General features: G+C 73.1%; 15 protein-coding genes. 5 read left to right on the top strand and 10 right to left on the bottom strand.

Annotated elements, in window-relative coordinates:
- Positions 1-177: 177 nt before the first annotated feature.
- The 7 genes from F7Q99_RS00630 to F7Q99_RS00600 form a co-directional block, all read right to left on the bottom strand.
- Positions 178-1,575, bottom strand: a complete 1,398-nt coding sequence (locus tag F7Q99_RS00630) for a serine hydrolase domain-containing protein (protein WP_407697724.1) — start codon at positions 1,573-1,575, stop codon at positions 178-180.
- Between the two features lie 42 nt (positions 1,576-1,617).
- The gene (locus F7Q99_RS00625) at positions 1,618-2,982 is read right to left on the bottom strand and encodes a M1 family metallopeptidase (RefSeq protein WP_153465648.1); all 1,365 of its coding nucleotides are present in this window, start codon (positions 2,980-2,982) and stop codon (positions 1,618-1,620) included.
- The gene (locus tag F7Q99_RS00620) at positions 2,979-6,869 is read right to left on the bottom strand and encodes a Pls/PosA family non-ribosomal peptide synthetase (RefSeq protein ID WP_153459582.1); all 3,891 of its coding nucleotides are present in this window, start codon (positions 6,867-6,869) and stop codon (positions 2,979-2,981) included. Before F7Q99_RS00620 ends, F7Q99_RS00625 begins: the two co-directional genes overlap by 4 nt.
- A gap of 392 nt (positions 6,870-7,261) precedes the next feature.
- Complete coding sequence (locus F7Q99_RS00615) at positions 7,262-8,128, bottom strand: NmrA family NAD(P)-binding protein (RefSeq protein WP_326846105.1); 867 nt, start codon at positions 8,126-8,128, stop codon at positions 7,262-7,264.
- Positions 8,125-8,607, bottom strand: coding sequence for a hypothetical protein (locus F7Q99_RS00610; RefSeq protein WP_153459581.1), 483 nt, complete (start codon positions 8,605-8,607; stop codon positions 8,125-8,127). The genes F7Q99_RS00615 and F7Q99_RS00610 overlap by 4 nt, the downstream gene beginning before the upstream one ends.
- 105 nt (positions 8,608-8,712) lie before the next feature.
- The gene (locus F7Q99_RS00605; protein WP_153459580.1) at positions 8,713-9,234 is read right to left on the bottom strand and encodes a MarR family winged helix-turn-helix transcriptional regulator; all 522 of its coding nucleotides are present in this window, start codon (positions 9,232-9,234) and stop codon (positions 8,713-8,715) included.
- A 56-nt stretch (positions 9,235-9,290) separates the two neighbouring features.
- Positions 9,291-10,466: an FAD-dependent monooxygenase gene (locus tag F7Q99_RS00600; RefSeq protein ID WP_153459579.1), complete on the bottom strand. Its 1,176-nt coding sequence runs from the start codon at positions 10,464-10,466 to the stop codon at positions 9,291-9,293.
- A 159-nt stretch (positions 10,467-10,625) separates the two neighbouring features.
- Between F7Q99_RS00600 and F7Q99_RS00595 the strand changes: the two genes are divergently transcribed.
- Positions 10,626-11,243 (top strand): TetR/AcrR family transcriptional regulator, encoded by a 618-nt coding sequence (locus F7Q99_RS00595; RefSeq protein WP_153459578.1) that lies wholly within the window; start codon positions 10,626-10,628, stop codon positions 11,241-11,243.
- A gap of 122 nt (positions 11,244-11,365) precedes the next feature.
- On the top strand, positions 11,366-12,742 hold the full coding sequence (locus tag F7Q99_RS00590; RefSeq protein ID WP_326846080.1) for an IS1380 family transposase: 1,377 nt from the start codon (positions 11,366-11,368) through the stop codon (positions 12,740-12,742).
- A gap of 292 nt (positions 12,743-13,034) precedes the next feature.
- Here the strand turns inward: F7Q99_RS00590 and F7Q99_RS00585 are convergent, their stop codons facing one another.
- Entirely contained in the window at positions 13,035-13,709 is a 675-nt protein-coding gene (locus tag F7Q99_RS00585; protein WP_153459577.1) for a TetR/AcrR family transcriptional regulator C-terminal domain-containing protein, read from the bottom strand.
- A gap of 136 nt (positions 13,710-13,845) precedes the next feature.
- Here F7Q99_RS00585 and F7Q99_RS00580 point away from each other — a divergent pair, with 136 nt between their 5' ends.
- Both F7Q99_RS00580 and F7Q99_RS00575 read left to right on the top strand, forming a co-directional pair.
- Entirely contained in the window at positions 13,846-14,178 is a 333-nt protein-coding gene (locus F7Q99_RS00580) for a hypothetical protein (RefSeq protein WP_153459576.1), read from the top strand.
- Between the two features lie 167 nt (positions 14,179-14,345).
- Entirely contained in the window at positions 14,346-15,968 is a 1,623-nt protein-coding gene (locus F7Q99_RS00575) for an alpha/beta hydrolase (RefSeq protein ID WP_230210118.1), read from the top strand.
- 185 nt (positions 15,969-16,153) lie between these two features.
- On the opposite strand, the gene F7Q99_RS00570 is transcribed toward F7Q99_RS00575, so the two are convergent.
- Positions 16,154-16,537 carry a hypothetical protein gene (locus tag F7Q99_RS00570; RefSeq protein ID WP_153459575.1) on the bottom strand — a complete coding sequence of 128 codons (384 nt, stop codon included), beginning with the start codon at positions 16,535-16,537 and terminating at the stop codon, positions 16,154-16,156.
- A 427-nt stretch (positions 16,538-16,964) separates the two neighbouring features.
- On the opposite strand from F7Q99_RS00570, the gene F7Q99_RS00565 reads away from it, so the two are divergent.
- Positions 16,965-17,216, top strand: coding sequence for a hypothetical protein (locus F7Q99_RS00565; RefSeq protein ID WP_153459574.1), 252 nt, complete (start codon positions 16,965-16,967; stop codon positions 17,214-17,216).
- Between the two features lie 256 nt (positions 17,217-17,472).
- Here the strand turns inward: F7Q99_RS00565 and F7Q99_RS00560 are convergent, their stop codons facing one another.
- Entirely contained in the window at positions 17,473-18,780 is a 1,308-nt protein-coding gene (locus F7Q99_RS00560; RefSeq protein WP_326846104.1) for an MFS transporter, read from the bottom strand.
- Positions 18,781-18,787: the final 7 nt, after the last annotated feature.

Genomic DNA, 18,787 nt, shown 5'->3' with positions numbered 1-18,787 from the left:
GGGGACGGACGCGAACCGGTCTCCGTATGTCTCTCCGAGCCGGCTGGCATTCACGTTGCCGTTCGGGGGAGGGCAGATGTGCAGCTGCTGAATGGGACCACCTGCGGCCCGGCGGACGTCTGCCGGGCGGCTGCGGGTCGTCGGTCGTTCGTCTCGACGGAGTGGACAGGCGGGGCGTCAGCCCGCGCGCCACCCCTGCGGGTCGACGCCGCCCGGGACGGCCGCGGCCGGGCCGTACGGTTCGCGGGTCAGGACGAAGGAGCCGAGGTCCAGGTGGCTGACCGATCCGTCGGCGGCGTGGACCACCCGCAGCGTCTCGCCCGCGTAGTAGTTGTCGAGCCCGGTCCAGGTGCCGTCCGGCTCGGCGCGGAAGCGGGAACGGCGGCCGCCGTCGGCGAGCGGGCCGAGCTCCAGGCCGCGGTCGGCGGTCAGCCGCAGGGCGTGCGGTGCCGCGCCCCAGTACCAGGGGCCGGTGAGGGCCAGCAGTTCCTCGTCCACGTCGGGCAGTGGGCGCCAGGGCTCGGGCAGCCGCGGCTCGTGCTCGGCGGTGAGTGCGATCAACTGGGCTGCCAGTAGCGGGGTGTTGGCGCCGCTAGTGGCGTTGGACAGGGCGAGCGCCGCCAGCCCGTCCTGCTCGCTGACCCAGAGCCCGGCCGTGAAGCCCGGCATCGAGCCGGCGTGCCCGTACAGCACCCGGCATTCGTGGCGCAGCAGTTGCAGGCCGAGGCCGTAGGCGGCGGTCCAGTCCGCGTTGTCCGGGCCGACGGCGGGGCGGCGCATCTCGGCGAGCGTGGCGGCGGCGAGGACCTTCTCGTCGCCGCCGGCGAGGAAGGCGGCCCAGCGGGCCAGATCGGCGGCGGTGGACCAGAGTTGGCCGGCCGGTCCCATCAGGCCGGTGTCGGTGAGCGGCTCCGGCAGCATGACGTCGGCCCAGGGGTGGACGGCGAAGCCGCCGGCGTACGGGTGCTCGGGGAGCAGAGTGGTGCGGTCCATGCCGAGCGGGGCCAGCACCTCGCGCCGCAGCACCTCGCCCCAGGGTTCGCCGCGCAGCTTCTCCACCAGCGCGCCGAGCAGGGCGTAGCCGGGGTTGGAGTAGTGGTGGCGGCGCCCGGCCGGGTGCTTGAGGGCGGCCTCGGGCTCCAGCAGGTCGTCGAGGGCGGGCCGCAGGGTGCCGTCGGTGCGCTCCCACCAGGGCGCGGGCGTCTCGGCGGCGAGTCCGGCGGAGTGGGCGAGCAGCTGGGCGACGGTCGCGCCGTCGGCCGGGGTGCGGGGCAGGTGGCGGGCGAGCGGGTCGGCGAGGTCGAGGAGGCCCTCGTCGCGCAGCCGCAGGACGAGTACGGCGACGAAGGTCTTGGTGAGCGAGCCGATCCGGTACTGCACGTCGGGGGTCGGCGCGTGTCCGTCGATCATGCTGCGGGCCCCGGTCCAGACCAGCCGTCCGTCCCGGACCACCCCGGCGACCAGGGAGGGCGTTCGGCCCTCGGCCTGGGCCACCGCGACCCGGTGCAGGAGCGCGCGCCGGGTGGTGGGCAGCAGGTCGTCGGACCGGCCGGTCATCTGATCATCTGAGTCCATGGACGGACAGTAGCCCAGGCCGCGGGCCCGCCGATCAACGGCTCAGCCCGGCAGCGGCGGGAGCTCGGGCCGGTGCAGCCAGGCGTCGAAGAGCGGGACGAGAGAGGTCCCGGAGTAGTGGGAGGCGTGCCCGACCAGGTCGGCGGTGGCCACGACGCCGTGCCGGTGGATGCTCGTCCAGTCCTTCAGCAGTTGGAAGAACGCGTCGTCGCCGAGGGCACACCGCAGCGCGTGCACGGCGAGGCCGCCGCGCTGGTAGAGCCGGTCGTCGAACATCAGCTTCCGGCCCGGGTCGGCCAGGCACAGGTCCTGCGGGAGCCTGGCCAGCAGGGCGTGCGCGGCGGCGGCGTGGGTGGCCGCGGCGGGGCCGCCGGCGTGCTCGGACCACAGCCACTCCGCGTACTTGGCGAAGCCCTCGTTCAGCCAGATGTGCTGCCAGTTCGCGATGGTGACACTGTTGCCGAACCACTGGTGGGCGAGCTCGTGCGCGATCAGCCGCTCCCGCTCCCACCCGCCGCCGAGGTGGTTGGTGCCGAACGTGGCGACGCCCTGCGCCTCCACCGGGACGTCCAGCTCCTCGTCCGCCACGACCACCGCGTACTCGCCGAACGGGTACGGCCCGAACACCTCGGTGAAGTACGTCATCATCTCCGGCTGCCGCCCGAAGTCCGCGGCGAAGGAGGCCGTCAGCCGCTCGGGGACGTAGCCGGTCTGCGGGACGGCCGGACGCTCGGTCAGCGGCACCGGCCGGTACGGGCCGATCGACACCGTCACCAGGTAGGGAGAGGTCGGCGCGCTCTGCTCGTACACCCAGGTGGTGCTGGACGCCCGGGTCGTCCGGGTGAGCAGCCGCCCGCTCGCGACCACGGTGAACGGCGAGGGCGTGGTCACGGCTATCTGGTACGTCGCCTTGTCCGCCGGCCGGTCGTTGCACGGGAACCAGGACGGCGCGCCGACCGGCTGGCTGGCCACCAGCGCGCCCTCGGTCAGCTCCTCCCAGCCCAGGCCGCCCCACGGGCTGCGCACCGGCCGCGGGTTGCCGGTGTAGTGCACCTCGGCCGTGAACGCCGCGCCCGCGGCCAGCGCCTTGGCCGGACGGATCCGCAGCTTGCCGCCCCGGTGGGTGTAGCGGGCGGTCCTGCCGTCCACCAGCACCCGCCCGATCCGGAAGTCGGCCAGGTCGAGCGCGAACTCGGCGAGCGCGGTGTTCGCGACCGCGCTCAGCCGGGCCGAGCCGCCGAGCCGGTTGGGCCCGGGCCGGTAGTCCAGCGCGAGCTCGTAGCGGTGCACCCGGAAGCGGTGGTCGCCGCTCTGCGGGAAGTACGGGTCCGGGGTGCCGGCGGCCGCCGGGACGTGCTTGGGCTTCACGGGGTCGAGCGCTTCCTGCGGGCCGGGACGGGTGGTCATGACGTGGTCTGCCACGCCTCGATGGGGTTGCCCAGCCACCGCGTGTCCGCGGGGACGGACTCGGCGCGCATCACCAGCGAGGCCGGGCCCAGCGTGCTGCGCGCGCCCACCGTGCTGCCGGGCAGCACGATCCCGCCCGGGCCCAGGGTGGCGCCCTCGCGGAGGGTCACAGTATCCATCCGCATGATCCGGTCGTGGAAGAGGTGGGTCTGCACCACGCAGCCCCGGTTGATGCTGACGCCGTCCCCGAGCGTGACCAGGTCGGCTTCCGGCAGCCAGTAGCTCTCGCACCAGACGCCGCGCCCGATCCGGGCGCCGAGCGAGCGCAGCCACAGGTTCAGCACCGGTGTGCCCGGCACCGCGCCGACCAGCCACGGCACGGCCAGCACCTCGACGAAGGTGTCGGCGAGCTCGTTGCGCCACACGAAGCCGCTCCACAGCGGGTGCTCCACCGCCCGGAACCGTCCGACCAGCAGCCACTTCGCCGCCACCGCGACCAGGCAGGCCACCGCGCCGGCCGCCAGCAGCACCGGGCCCGACAGCAATGCGGCCGCGCCCGCCGACCAGGAGACGGCCAGGCAGGACAGCACCGCGACGGTCAGCATCCCGAGCGCCCCCGAGGCCAGCACCGGCAGCAGCCGGCCCAGCTCGACGATCCCGCGCGCCCACAGCAGTCGGGCCGGGGGTTCGTAGGTGACGCTCTGATCGGCCTCGTCCGCCGCGCGCGGCAGCCGCACCGGCGGCATGCCAAGGTAGGAGCTGCCCTTCTTGGCCTTCTCCGGCGTCGCCGACAGCACCCCCACCAGACCGTGCTTGGGGACGGCCCGCCCGGGCGCTGTCATCCCCGAGTTGCCGAGGAAGGCCCGCTCGCCGACCTTCGCCTCGCCGAGCCGCACCCAGCCGCCGCCCAGTTCGTACGGCGCGATCAGGGTGTCGTCGGCCAGGAACGCGCCGTCGCCGACCGTGGTCAGGCTGGGCAGTGCCAGCACCGTGGACACCTCGGCGCCCCGGCCGACCCGCATCCCGAGCGCCCGCAGCCACAGCGGCGTGACCAGGCCCGCGTACAGCGGGAACAGCACCTCGCGCGCCTGGTCCATCAGCTGGGTGACCGTCCACGCCTGCCAGCCGACCCGGCCGTGCACCGGGTGCACCCCGGGCACCAGGCCGATGCTCAGCAGCCGTACCGCCGCGACCAGCTTCGCCGCGTAGAGCAGGCCGTACGCCAGCGTGGCGGGCAGCAGGCCGAGCAGCGCCCCGCCGAGGGCCGCGCCGAGGCCGTCGCCGGGGCGGACGAAGTGGGAGAGCACCAGGACGGCGCCGAGCGCGGGCAGGACGGGCTGCAGGCTGACCGCGGCGCCGCTGGCGCCGTAGAGTGCGGCCCAGCGGGCCCGGCGCGGCGGGCGGTCCTTTGGCCAGCTCCGCTCCGCCCTGCCCAGCTTGACGGCGGGCGCACCGCCCCAGCGCTGGCCGGTCGGGACCTGCCCGGTGACGCTGGAACCGGCCACCACCTGGGCGCGTTTGCCGACCCTGGCGCCGGGCAGCAGCGTCGACCGGGTGCCGACCACGGCGCCGGAGCCGACCCTGACCTGGCCGACCTCCAGCCGGTCGCCGTCCAGCCAGTAGCCGCACAGGTCCACCTCGGCCTCGACCGCGCAGCCCCGGCCCAGCCTGAGCATCCCGGTGACCGGAGGCATCGAGTGCAGGTCCACCTCGGGCGCGACCTTCGCGCCCAGCGCCCGGGCGTAGCGCACCATCCAGGCGCCGGACAGCGAGGTCGCGCCGCTCGCCTCGGCGAGCCGTTCGGCGGCCCAGAGCCGCAGATGGGTGGCGCCGCCGCGCGGGTAGCTGCCTGGGCGCAGGCCGCGCAGCAGCAGTCGGGCGCCGCCGGCCGCGATCGCGAGTCGGCCCGCCGGGGTGTACAGCGCGAGCGCGCCCGCGCCGACCGCCCACCAGGAGGCCGTGGGCGCCCACGGGTAGTCGCCGAGGTGGCCGAGCACGTTGCCGGCGGCCAGCAGGGCGACCGTCCAGCGCAGGCCGACCACGGTGAACAGTGGGATCAGCAGGAGCAGCTGGAGCAGCTTGGCCCTGGTCGGCACCAGGGTGACCGTCCGGGCCTCGCTCCGTTCGGCGGCGGTGCGCTCCAGGTGGCGGGCGAGCTTGCGCAGCGTCGGCTGCTGGTAGATGTCCAGGACGGCCACGCTCGGGTATCGGGTGCGCAGCAGCGTGGTGAGCCGGGCGGCGGCCAGGCTGCCGCCGCCGATGGCGAAGAAGTCGTCGCGCGGGCCGGTGACCGTCACCCCGAGGATCTCGGACCACTGCTCGGCCAGCCAGGCCTCGGTGCCGTACAGCTGCTCGGCCGGTCCGGCGGTCTCCACCTCGGGCAGCGGCCAGGGCAGGGCGTTGCGGTCGACCTTGCCGGAGGTGCGGGTGGGCAGGGTGTCGACCGGCGCGAGCAGCGGGACGAGGGCGGCCGGCAGCTCGGCGCGCAGCCGCTCTACGGCCGCCTCGCGGTCGAAGCCGTCCTGGACGACCAGGTAGCCGACCAGCAGTTGGTTGCCGCCGCGCGCGGTGCGGACGGCCGCGGCCGCGCCCGCCACGCCGGGTAGGGCCTGGAGCGCCGCGTCGACCTCGCCGAGCTCGATCCGGCGCCCGCCGAGCTTGATCTGCTCGTCCGCGCGGCCGAGGAACAGCAGGCCGTCCGGGTCGGCCTGGACCAGGTCCCCGCTGCGGTAGGCGCGGTCCCAGCCGAGCGCCGGCAGCGGCGCGTACTTCTCGGCGTCCTTCTCCGGATCGAGGTAGCGGGCCAGGCCGACACCGCCGATCACCAGCTGGCCGGTACCACCGGGGGCGACCGGCTCACCGGCCTCGTCGACCACGGCGAGGTCCCAACCGTCCAGCGGCAGGCCGATCCGCACGGGTCCGTCGCCGGTCAGCAGGGCGGCGCAGGCGACCACGGTGGCCTCGGTGGGCCCGTAGGTGTTCCAGACCTCGCGGCCCTCGGTGACCAGCCGCTGCGCCAGCTCGGGCGGGCACGCCTCGCCGCCGAAGATCAGCAGCCGGACCTCGTTGAGCGCCTCGGCCGGCCAGAGCGCGGCCAGGGTGGGCACGGTGGAGACCACGGTGATCTCCTGGTCGGCCAGCCACGGGCCGAGGTCGGCGCCGCTGCGCACCTGGGAGCGGGGGACGGGCACCAGGCACGCGCCGTGGCGCCAGGCCAGCCACATCTCCTCGCAGGAGGCGTCGAAGGCGACGGACAGCCCGGCCATCACGCGGTCGCCCGGGCCGATCGGCTCGTCCCGGAGGAAGAGCGCGGCCTCGGCGTCGACGAAGGCGGCGGCGTTGCGGTGGGTTACGGCGACGCCCTTGGGGCGGCCGGTCGAACCCGAGGTGAAGATGATCCAGGCGTCGTCGGCGGGGGAGGGCCGGCGCCCGAGGGCGGGCTTGCGCTCGGTGACGGGTGTCAGTGCGCGCCCGGCGCCGAGCACGGCGGCGACGGCGGCCTCCTCGAACACCAGCCGGGCCCGCTCGTCCGGGTCCTCGGCGTCCACCGGGACGTAGGCGGCCCCGGCGGCGAGCACGGCGAGGATCGACACGTACAGGTCGTTGGTACCGGAGGGGACGCGTACGCCCACCCGGTCGCCGCGGCCGATCCCGGAGGCGGCGAGCCGGCGGCGCAGCTGCTCGACCTCGGCGGCGAGCGCGCGGTAGGTGAGCACCGTGCGCCCGTCGTCCAGGGCCGGCTCGTGGGGGTGGGCGCGCACGGTGGCGTCCAGCACGTCGACCAGGGTGCGCGGGGCGGCGGCCGGGCGGCCCGCCAGCAGGAATTGCCCGGGCAGGGCGCACGGCGGCGTGATGTTCTGCTCGGGCCGGCTCGGTTCAGCTGTCATGGCAGTGTGTGCGCTCCTCGTCCTGGCCCCGTTCCGACCGATGCCCGGCCCTTCGGGGCGGTGGGAGCACTCGCCTGACCGGGTGACCCCACTCCGGGGCCGGAGCGGACAACCCGACCGATGGTAGCCCCGCGTGACGGAGCCCGTACTGCCCGACACTCCACTCAACTCGGCCGGAACTGGCCTAATCTGACGTCTCATCACTCACTAACTGAGCATTCATGACGTGAATGTGACGATGCATCAGTCAACTTGACGGATCGTCAGGCCGGGTTTTCCGTCGTGAGCCTTGCCACACCGGATGTTGCTCCCTTCGGGTGGCGGACCCGGGTTTTCGGCCCGCATCAGTGGTGTTTCGGCCGTTGTCCGGGCCCGCCACGCCGTCGGAGGCGTCAGCGGAAGAGGTGCAAGTGCTCGTGCAGGAAGGCCTCCAGGGTGCGCGGAGTGCGTCCGGTCAGGCGGGTGGCGGTGTCGTCCGGCGCCTCCCGGCGGGCCGTCGCGAGGCGCTGGATCTCCACCACGTGGCTCGCCAGCCAGTCCGGCATCCCGGCCCGCTCGACCAGGTGTGCGTGCAACTGGTCGGGAGAGAGGTCGACGTAGCGGACCGGACGGCCGAGCAGTTCGCCCAGCAGTCCGGTGAGCTCCGGGTAGCTGTAGGCCCGTCCGCCGGTGAGCGGGTACGCGCCCCCGGCCAGCTCCGGGCGGGTGAGGATCTCGGCCGCGACGTCGCCGATGTCCCGGACGTCGATGTAGTTGCAGCGCGCCTGCCCCATCGCGCTGTGCAGCACTCCGGCCGCGGCGATGCCGGGCGCGAGGAGCAACAGCTTCTGCATGAACGCGTACGGGCGCAGCACGGTGGCGGTGACGGCGGAGGCGCGCAGGTGTTCCTCGATGCGGTGGTGGCCGCGCGAGACGGCGACGGGGGAGAGCGGCTCGGCCGCCGGGGCGGAGATCTTGACGATGTGCTCCACGCCGCTCTCCACGGCCAGGTCGATGGCGCGCAGCTCGTGCTCCACCTGGCGCGGGCCGTTGGCCATGGTGAGGAAGAGCTGATGGGCGCCCCGGAACGCGGCACGCAGCGAGTCGGGGTCGGCCGCGTCGGCGGGGACGGTCTCGGTCAGCGCCAGGGTCCGCGCGTCGAGCCCGGCGGCGAGGCGGGCGGGGTTGCGACTGAGGGCGCGGGTCGGTACGCCGAGCGCGGCGAGGCTGCGCAGGGTGGCGCCGCCGGTGGCGCCACCGCCGCCCATGATGACGATCACGAGGTCTGCCTTTCGGGCCGGGAGGTGATTCGGTGCTGCGGGTGCCGGGGCGGGCGGCTGGCCCGCCAGCGCCAGGTGATCAGGGCAGCGGCGATCGCCGAGGAGACCGGCAGGTCGACGGGGAGGCGGCCGGGCCAGGTGCTGCCGGCCAGCGCCGGGACGCGTGTCAGCCAGTGCGCGCCAGCGAGGCCGACGGCCAGGGCTGCGGTGGCGGCGCCGAGCGCGATGACCATCGCCGACAGGGCGCGCGGTGCCCGGGCCGTCCAGGCGTGGGCGGGGCGGTGGCGCAGTCGGGCGCCGAGCAGGGCCGCGACCAAGGCCGAGGTGCCGGCGATGGTCGTGACGGCGGCGATCGCCAGCTGCGGTTGGCGGGTCGCGAGGCCGCCGATGCCGGCCGTCACGGCAGGCATGGCGTAGGCGGCGAGAACCTCGCGCCACAGGACGAAGGGCGGGGGTGCGCCGGGTGCCTTCTTGCTCATGGTGCCTTCCCTCTCTGATGATTAGGTACCTAACTATTAGTGCTTAGGTGCCTAACTAGTCGGGTGTGAAAAACGGCGGGCGCCGGTGCGGGCCGCCCGCCGTGGTCAGTCGCTGGTCAGCGCGTCGATGCCCTGGACCACCCTGGCGAGGAGATCGAGGAAGGTGGCGCGCTCCTCGACGGAGAGCCCGCCGACCATCGCCTGCATCCGGGCGTAGTGCTCGGGCGCCAGGTCGCGCAGCCGCTGGGCGCCGCGCGCGGTGAGGATCACCACGTTGCCCCGGCCGTCCTCGGTGGACGGGCGGCGGGCCACCAGGCCCTCCCGTTCGAGCCCGTCGACCAGGCCGGTCACCGTCGCCCGCGAGACGCCGAGGCTCGCCGCGAGCCGGGAGGGCGACTTCTCGCCGCCGTGGTCCTCCAGATCGGCCAGCAGTCGGTAGCGGCCGGTGGAGAGCCCGAAGCGGGCGAAGTGCACCTCCCCGGCCTGGCCGAGCCGAGCGCCCGCCGCCATCAGTCGGGCCGCCACCAGGATCGCCTGCGGGTCGGCCGTGAGGCCGTACCGGGCGATCTGGCGTCGCGCCTGGTCGAGGGTGGGGGCGCCGCTGCCGGCGTCGCGATGCTGCGTCATGGGCATAATATGGCGCCTAATCAGTTGTCCGGTCAAGCCGCTGAGATGCGGTGTGCCTACGCGGCATGCCGGGCGATCCGGGGCGGGGTCCAGTCCGCGTGCTTCAGCACCGTCCGAACCATCGCCCCGGGCGGGGTGAGCCGGATCGCCGCGTTGCGCAGGCCCACCGCGAGCGGGTTGGTGAGCTGCTGACCCATCCGTCCGGCGCGGCGGGCGTCCCGCGCCACCGTCTGGCTGCGCGGACGGCGCGCCGCGTCGTAGCGGGTGAGCGCCGCCTTGACGGTCCGCTCCCCGGCCACGGCGGCGGCGAGTGTCACCGCGTCCTCCAGCGCCTGGCAGGCGCCCTGCCCGAGGTGCGGCACCATGGCGTGCGCCGCGTCGCCGAGCAGCGCGATCCGGCCGGCGGTGTAGGAGGGCAGCGGAGTGACCAGCTCGTTGACGTCGTGGTGCAGGACGGCCTCCGGGCGGGTCGCGGCCAGCAGGGCAGGGATCGGCTCGTGCCAGCCGGCGAACCGGCGGCGGACCTCGGACAGTGGGTCCCGGTAGCGCACCCCGGCCGGGGCGTTGAGGACCGCGTGCCACTCGGCCCGGCCGTCCGGGAAGGCGATGTGGCCGAACTCGGCGCCGTGGCCCCAGGTCAGCTCGAAGTCGGCGGTCAGCCCGTCGGCCGGCCGCTCGGTGATCGCCCGCAGCACCGTCGAACCGCTGTAGACCGGGCCGGGGTGGCTCGGGAACAGGCGGCGGCGCAGCCTGCTGTTGATGCCGTCGGCCGCCACCACCAGGTCGGCGTCGAGCGCGGTGTCGCCGTACGTCACCCGCACACGGGAGGGCGAGGACGTGGCCACGTCGGTGACCTCCGCGCCGATCACCAGCGACTCGGCCGGCAGCGCCTCGCGCAGGATCCGGTGCAGGTCGGCCCGTGGGATGCCGACGATCGGCGAGCCCAGCTCGCGCTCCAGCGCCGCGCCGTCCATCACGGCCAGCCGGCGTCCGTCCGGGGTGCGGGTGCCGCCGGTGTACTGGCGCCGCGCGGCCGCCTCCACCGCGTCGCCGACGCCGAGCGTGGCGAGCGCGCGCATCCCGTTGGCGTGCAGTGAGATGCCTGCGCCCGCGTCGTCCAGGACCGCGACCCGCTCGACCACGGTCACGTCCCATCCCGCCAGTCGGAGCCCGATCGCGGCGGCCAGCCCGCCGATTCCGCCCCCGACCACCACCGCGCTGTTGCCGCTCATGCTCGGTCCTTTCCCTGTCGCCGCTTGCTTTCTACATCTGTAGAAGGAGCGTACTACGGGCTTACGCCGGACTGGAGTTGGGCCGGGTGGACGGCCCGTCAGGGCGAGCGTGCGCAGGGATGGCGGCGCGGCGGCCCCGGAGCCCGGTAGAAAGGAGGGATGCGGCGAGATCAGGAGCAGAGGCAGGGCGAGGGGCGCGAGCCGGGACGGCCGGATCGGCGGACGGTGCTCGCGGACGCGGCGATCGGCGTGCTCGCCGACGCGGGCGTGCGCGGGCTCACCCACCGGGCGGTGGACGCCGCGGCCGGGCTGCCGGTCGGGACCACGTCTGCATATCTGCGCACCCGGCAGGCGCTGCTCACGGCTCTGGTGCGGCGGCTGGTCGAACTGGACCAGGGCGAGTTGCAGACCATGGGGGAGCAGACGCCGGTGCCCCGCTCGGCCGAGGAACTGGCCGAGGGCATTGGCGTGTTGATGCGACGGCGGCTCGCGGGAGAGGGACGCCGCCGTTCGCTCGCGCGCTACGCGTGCGCGGTGGAGAGCGTGCGCGATCCCGAGCTGCGGGAGATCCTCGTCCCGCGCGAGAACGCGGGCCGCGCCGTTGTCCGGGCCTTCCTCGCCGAGCAGGGCGTGGCCGACCCGGACGGGCGGACCACGACGCTCCTCGCCTGCATCGACGGGCTGGTCTTCGACCGGCTGGTGGGCGGCGGCGAGGTTCACACGGACGAGATCGAGGGCCTGGTGGCGGCGGCCCTGCGCGGGCCGCTCACCTGTTAGCCTCGCGCTTTCACGAAGTGGGCTGTCCGGCAGGTGATCAGCAAAGCAGAAAGTGCCTCTGACCTGCGAGAATAAGGATTGTCTAGGCCCTTGTTCCCGCACCAGCCGGAGGCACTTCCCAGGTGAGTAAGCGTATCGGGTCGTATCCGCGTGTGCGGGTGTCGGGTGGCGGTGGCGGGATTGTCTCGCAGGCCGGCGGGGTGCTGCTGGTGGAAACGACCCGAAGAACAGGGCTGGCTGATGCGCTGTCTGCGGCGCTCGCGCCGTGGCGCAAGCCCAGGGCGGTTCATGACCCCGGCAAGATCCTGTTGGATCTCGCGCTGACAGTGGCATTGGGCGGGGACTGCCTGGCGGACGTCGCGATGCTGCGGGCCGAGCCCGCCGTGTTCGGGCCGGTGGCATCGGATCCGACTGTTTCCCGCCTGGTCGACACCCTGGCGGCGGCTGGACCCAAGGCACTGACGGCAATCCGCCGTGCTCGGGCCGAAGTCCGCGAGCGGGTCTGGCGGTTGGCCCGCGAGGCGGCCCCGGACGCGGGCGGCGAGGTGATCGTGGACATCGACGGCGTGCTGGTCATGGCGCATTCCGAGAAGGAGCACGCCGCCAAGACCTGGAAGAAGACGTTCGGCCATCACCCGCTGTTCGCGTTCGTCGACCACGGCCGAGACGGGTCCGGGGAACCTGTCGCCGGCCTGCTCAGGCGCGGGAACGCGGGCAGCAACACCGCCGCCGACCACATCGAGGCCGCCCGAATGGCCCTGGGCCAGCTGCCGAAGAAGTACCGGCGTGGACGCCACACCCTGATCCGCGCCGACTCCGGCGGCGGCACCCACAAGTTCCTCAACTGGATCACTGCACGCGGAAGGTGGCTTTCCTACTCGGTGGGGATGACCATCACCGACGCCATCCACCAGACCGTCCTGCTCGTGCCGGCCTCGGCCTGGACGCCCGCGATCGGGCCGGACGGCGAGATCCGGGACGGCGCCTGGGTGGCCGAACTCGCCGGGGACGTCCTCACTGGCTGGCCGAAGGGCATGCGGCTGATCGTCCGCAAGGAACGGCCGCACCCCGGAGCCCAGTTGCGCTTCACCGACGCCGACGGAATGCGGCTGACCTGCTTCGCCACCAACACCGCCCACGTCCCGATCGCCCACCTGGAGCTGCGGCACCGCCAGCGCGCCCGCGCCGAGGACCGCATCCGCGCCGCCCGCGACACCGGCCTGCGCAACCTCCCCCTCCAAGCGGCCGCGCAGAACCAGGTCTGGCTCGAGATCATCCAGCTCGCGCTCGACCTGCTCGCCTGGATGCCCATGCTCGCCCTCACTGGGCCCGCCCGCCGGTGGGAACCCAAACGCCTGCGGCTACGGCTGTTCTCCGCCGCCGCCCAACTCGTCACCACCAGCCGCCGCCGCGTGCTCCGCCTCGCTCGACACTGGCCCTGGACCGATGTGATCACCAGCGCCTTCGAACGGCTACAAGCCCTGCCGAACCCGGGCTGACCAGCGTCGATGCCCTATCCCAGCCAGCAACTGACCCTCCCCGGAGACGTGGAACCCGGCGCCCACCCGACGCGACAGCCGGGCCACAGGCATCCTCGCCACCGCCAGAAAGCCGAAACGGCCCGCCGGATGAACCGACGGACCGTCACGAAAGATCGAGGTTAGAAGGCCACCACCTCGATCTCGTGGACCGCGTTCCTCGCGCAGGTCGGCGGTTGGACCCCGGCGGACCTTCGCCGGCAGGTCGTGCAGTGTGCTTCACAACGCCGCTCTCGGTTCTGCCGATTGTGCGTCAGTCGTGTTGGGCCGCAGTGCTGTCGATCTCGGCGGCGAAGCCGGCGAGGAGGATGCGCAGGGTGCGGTGGAAGCGGGCTTCGGCGTCGAGGCCGGTGCCGGTGGCGAAGGCCTGGGCGAGTTGGGGGTAGGTGTCCCGGTCCAGGGCCGAGAACTGGTTCGGGTCGGGCTCGGTGCCTTCGTGGTCCGGGGTTTCGCCGACCTCGGCCAGGGTGTGGCCGAGGGTGAAGGAGACGACGGCGTTGAGCACGTCGAGCGCGTCGCCGAGCGGGACGCCGTCCTCGCGCAGCACGGTGATGCCCCGCTCCAGGAGTGCGAGGGCGGCGGGGGTGGCGGCCGGGCGGGTGGCCAGCACGGTGAGCATGGCCGGGTGGTCGAGCAGCATCCGGCGTAGCGCGGCGGCGAACTCGCTGACCACGTCGGTCCATCGGCCGTCGGGTTCGGAAAACAGGTCGCCGGCCGACAGTTCCAGCAGGCGCTCCACCATGCCGTCGAGCAGTGAGGCCTTGCTGGGCACGTAGTAGTAGAGCGTCATGCCCTCGACGCCGAGGGCCGCGCCCAGCTTGCGGTTGGAGAGCGCGGCGAGGCCGTGCTCGTCGACGAAGGCGAGTGCCGCGTCGATGACCTTCTCGCGGGTCAGACCCGTTCTGGGGCGTGCGCGTCTGCTCGACATCCGCTGTTCCTCCGACTCCCGTGGGCCGGCCGGCCCGGGCGGGCCCGGGTGGCGGCCTTGACATCTCTTGCGGTGCAAGAAAACAATAGCGGACGTAGCGTTCTTGCACTGCAAGAAAACCCCTCTGGAGGACGTCATGCAGCTCGTCGGTGTCATGGTTCGCAAGCTCAACGACGGTGTGGAGTACGGGGAGTTCCGTCGGGGCTGGCTCCCGGACGAGGCCCTGCCGGACGACCCGCGCACCCGGGTGATCACCGCGGTCGGGTTGGAGGACGCGCGGGAGATCATCACCATCGCGCTCATCGAGGGCGACCACGAGCCCGCGGACGTCGAGGCCTGGGCGGAGCGGCTCGCCCCGATCGAGGAGCGCCGCTACGAGCGGATCAAGCACCTGGTCGGCCCGCCGACCCTGAACGCCGTCTACCGGGTGATCGCCGAGGACGACCTCTCCCGGCCCATCGCCGAGTAACAGGGGATGACGTCAGGTCAGATAAATCAACCGTCAACTTCGGTTATTCACAGAATAATCCGGTGCCGCGCCGGATGATTTTCGGAACATTTGCGAACCTTCAAAGTCTTCCCACGGGGATCTTCGGCTGACAGGCTGGGGCCGCCCTTGCATTCGGAGGAGGTTCCTTGTCCCGTATATCCACATTGGCCGGAGCGGTCACCTGTGCGCTCGCTCTCGTCACCGGAAGTGCCGTCGCGGCCTCGGCGGCGCCGGCTGACCAGGCGCCGGGAGCGGCGGCGGCCGAGGCGAAGGTCGACCCCGTCGCCTGGACGCCCTGCAACCCCGACCCGTCCAAGCCGGACCCGGGTGTCTACGACTGCGCCGTCTATCCGGTGCCGCTGGACTACGACAACCCGGACGGCGAGAAGGTCGGCATCGCCATGATGCGCCGCCGGGCGAGCGACCCGTCCAAGCGGATCGGCTCGCTCTTCATGAACCCCGGCGGTCCCGGCGGCAGCGGCTACATGTGGGCGACCACCACCCGCTTCGGCGCCGAGGTGCAGTCCCGCTTCGACCTGGTCGGCTTCGACCCGCGCGGTGTGGCCCGGAGCAACCCGCTCAAGTGCTTCAAGACCCAGGAGGAGGCCGACGCCGTCAGCGGCCGGATGGTCGGCGTGCCGATCACCAGGGCCGAGATCGACGCGACCCTGGACGCCGACCAGGACTACACCGACGCGTGCAGCAAGAACGCCGGCCCGCTGATCGAGCACATGTCGACCATCAACGTGGTCCGTGACCTCGACCGGATGCGCCGCGCCGTGGGCGACGCCCAGCTCACCTTCGCCGGGTTCTCCTACGGCACCCTGATCGGTTCGACGTACGCGAACATGTACCCGAGCAAGGTGCGCGCGATCATCATCGACGGCAACGTCGACCCGGCGCTGCGCCTGAGCGACGGCATGGAGTACGACCGCCAGCGGGCCGACGGCTTCGAACTCGCGCTGGACGAGTTCCTCAAGCGCTGCCAGGCCGCCGGCGCCCCGCGCTGCGCCTTCGGCGAGGGCGACACCCGCGCCAAGTTCGACGGGCTCCGCGACCACCTGCGGACCACCCCGGTCACCCTGCCGGGCGGCACCAAGGTGACCCTGAGCACCTTCACCGAGCAGGTCGCCAGCGCACTGTACTCGCAGGCCAAGCTGGCCGGCCTGGCCAAGCAGCTGCAGGCGCTGTACCAGGTGGTCGAGAAGCCGAGCGCGCCCGGCCTGATGGCCCCGAAGGCGACGGCCGCCGCGGACGACGCCAACCAGCTCGCGGTGAGCGTCCCGCGGGCGCTGCGGGAGGCCCCGGCCGACTCGCCGTACACCGGTGACGACTCCTACCTGGCCGTCAACTGCCAGGACAAGCCGTACCCGTCGAACGACCGGGCCTTCGCGAACGTCGCGCGGAAGTGGGAGAAGGCGGCCCCGACCTTCGGCCGGTACCAGGCCTTCGACGCGCCCGCGTGCGCGAGCTGGCCGGCCCCGGCGGTCGACGCCGAGCGCTTCACCGGCCCGTGGAACCGCAAGAGCGCCAACACCGTGATGGTGATCGGCAACCTCTACGACCCGGCCACCCAGTACAAGTTCGCCCAGCGGATGCAGGAGGAGCTGGGCAACGCCGTGCTGGTCAGCGTCGACTCGATCGAGCACTGCGCGGTCGGCCGGAGCAAGGCCCTGAACGAACTGGTCACCCGCTACCTCGTGGACCAGAAGGCCCCGGCCGCCGGCCAGCTGCTGAAGCCGGACCTGGACCCGTTCCCGGCGGTCTGACGGTTCGTCGCCGCGGACGCGGTGGCCGGCGGTTCTCTTCGCCGGCCACCGCATCCGCTTTTCGGAGAAATGGCCTACCGCCACACTGATTCGTCAACGGATCAGGCAAACGTAGCTGCAAAGCCAGCTTCTCCCGTGCGGGAAAGCGAGGGTCCGTGATGCGCCGTGCGCAGACTGCCCGGTCCTTATTGCTTGTCGTCCGGGCGGCGCAGTTCCTCGAAGAGAGGCGACTGGCCTGCCAGGAGGCTCTCCAGGAACTGACTGTGCTGCGGGGTCGTGCGGCTCTGGGTCTCCAGAGACCGGGTGCGCGTCTGCAGGACCATGGTCTGCTGGGCCTGGCCGGAGACCAGGACCCCGACGGCTTCGGCCAGGCGGGTCATCACCTGGCGCTGCTCGACCTGCTCCTCCCCGACCGCGTCCAGCACCCGGCGGCGGTCGCGCTGCGGCGTACGGACGTCCGCGCTGCTCCGGTCAGCCATCGTGGGCGTCGCCGCGGACTCCTTGCGGAGCCGGTCGACCTCCGATTCCAGCGCCGCCAGCCGTGCCCGCAGGTCGTACAGCTCGCTCACGGTCCCCCTCGTCCAGCACCCTTCCCAGCCCACCACGGTCATTGGCACGCTGCTTCAGCCTAGCCGGGCGATCCGGGGCTGCTGTCCCCCGGTCCGGTCGACAGCGCGCAGGCGAGTATGGCGAGATGGTGCGGCTGCCACGGCTCGTCAGCCGTCCCCGGCTCCGCTGGGACCGCACAGCGCTTGGCGGGACAGGGCCGTGAGCGCGGCGTCGATGGGGTGGCACGGCCCTGGACATCGAACTCATCGAACCCGGCGGCCTGTTGCGGGCCAGGCTCGCCCTCACCGCCTGGCGGCTGCTCGACGGCTGAGGGAGGCCCCGCCAGTATGCGTGCCGCGTTTGTTCCACCCGTTCAGCCGCTAAGAGGCTGGTCCTGCTCTGGATATGTATGGGCTGCTCGTACCGGTCCGACTCAGGGAGTACTTCATGGAGCAGGCTCAGCTGTCCCACCTCGAGCAGCGGGTTCACCACCTCATCACGATGACGAAAGCCATCGCGCACGATGAGTACGAGGAGCTGCTCGACATCATCCACAGGCCCGGCTGGACGACGCCGGCCGAGGCGGCTCTGGTCACGAGCCACCTCGAGATGCTCATCCGGCACACGGAGGTCGTGGCCGAGGCACGAAGAGGCCTGATGGAGGGTGCTCGGGCCGTGAAGCCCGGCCAGGGTGGCTGATAAGCCGTAGTCGTGCCTGATCGGCCGGCACACGGGGCCACCCGCACACCCGGAGTGCCGTCGTCGCCCTCGTGTCGGGCGTTGAAGAGCCCGCAGCACCACGGGGCCGGGCCGGGTCAGCTGGAAGCGACCGGGCCGGCGGGCAGGTCGACAGGGTTGGTGCAGCCGAGGGCCCTGTCCGCGGCGGGGTGGGCGAAGGCGACGGACAGTCACCTGGATCGCCCCTCGGGCGTGGCGGGGTCCAGGGCTGTCCCCGTCAGTACACGAACTTCTCATGGCCTGATGCACCCTCGCTTGAACGGGCCGCCATGGCGTCGTCCAGGACCGGTCCGGGCGCGGTGACGGCCTCGCGGGCGGCGTGTGGCAGCTGGTTGTCGCGTTGCGTCGACCGGGCCGACTCCGGTGTCACCCGGAGGTGCAGCGCGGCGAGCAGCAGGCAGAGGGCGGCCATGGCGGACCACAGCACGGTCGTCCCCGCGTGGGCGAGCAGCTGGGTGCCGAGGACGGGTGCGAGCGTGGCGGCGATGCCCCAGCTGGTCCCGAAGGCGGCCAGATAGCGGCCGCTTCCGCCGGGGGGTGCGAGGTCGGTGACGAGGGCGTAGGCGCGGCCCATGACCAGCAGGTCGCCGAGGCTCCACACGGCGGCCGAGGTGAGCAGCGCCGGCAGGGCGTGGGCGAGGGCGTAGCCGGTCAGCCCCGCGGCCAGGACGAGATGGGCGAGTGCCAGGGCGACGGGCGTGGTGAGCCGGGTCGCCCAGGGCAGCCGGACCAGCGGCTGGGCGAGGACGGTGGTGGCTGCGGCGGTGCTGAGCAGCAGCCCGGCGTCGGCGGCGGGCAGGCCCTTCCGCGCGAGTGCGAGCGGCAGGGTCATCACGGTCTGCTGGTTGATCAGGGCGTAGGCGGTGCCGGTGGCCAGGACGCTCAGCAGGGCTCGGTCGTGCAGCGGTCGTACGGCTGCGTCGTCCTGGTCCGCGACGGGTGGTTCTGGACGATCGCGGGGGAGGGCCAGCCGGATGAGCAGGGCGCAGGCCAGGCACGTCGCGGCGTCGGTGACGAAGAGCCAGCGCAGGTCCCAGCGGCCGAGCAGGGCGGCGAGCAGCCCGGCACCCATGCCGCCCGCCGCGAGCGCGGCACTGAACAGGCTGAACGCGCGCACCCGGTGCCGCTGTGGCACGGACTCGCCGATGATCGCCTGGCTCGGCGGCTCGTAGAGTTCGAAGGCCAGCCCGAGCAGCACCGCCCCGGTGACCGCCCAGGTGAGCGACGCGGAGGCCGCGATCGCCAGCTGTGCGGCGGCACAGCCGCAGAGCCCGAGCACGATGGTGGTGCGGCGCCCGATCCGGTCGGCCAGTCGCCCCCCGGCCAGCCGCGAGGGGATCGTCGCGAGCCCGAAGGCGGCGCTGACCAGCCCGGCGGTGGTCAGGCTTGCGCCGCGGTCGGTGCTGATCAGCGCGGTGAGGAAGGGCAGCGAGAAGGCCCCGAGTCGGTTGACGACCCGGGCGAGCAGCAGCAGACGGACGGTGCGGGGCAGCGGTTCGGAGCGCGGCACGACGTCTCCTGTCACTGGTGAA

The sequence above is a fragment of the Streptomyces kaniharaensis genome (genome assembly GCF_009569385.1).
Classification (GTDB): Bacteria; Actinomycetota; Actinomycetes; order Streptomycetales; family Streptomycetaceae; genus Kitasatospora; species Kitasatospora kaniharaensis.
The sequence above is the reverse complement of the archived record's forward strand: the minus strand, read 5'-3'. Positions and strand labels throughout refer to the sequence as shown.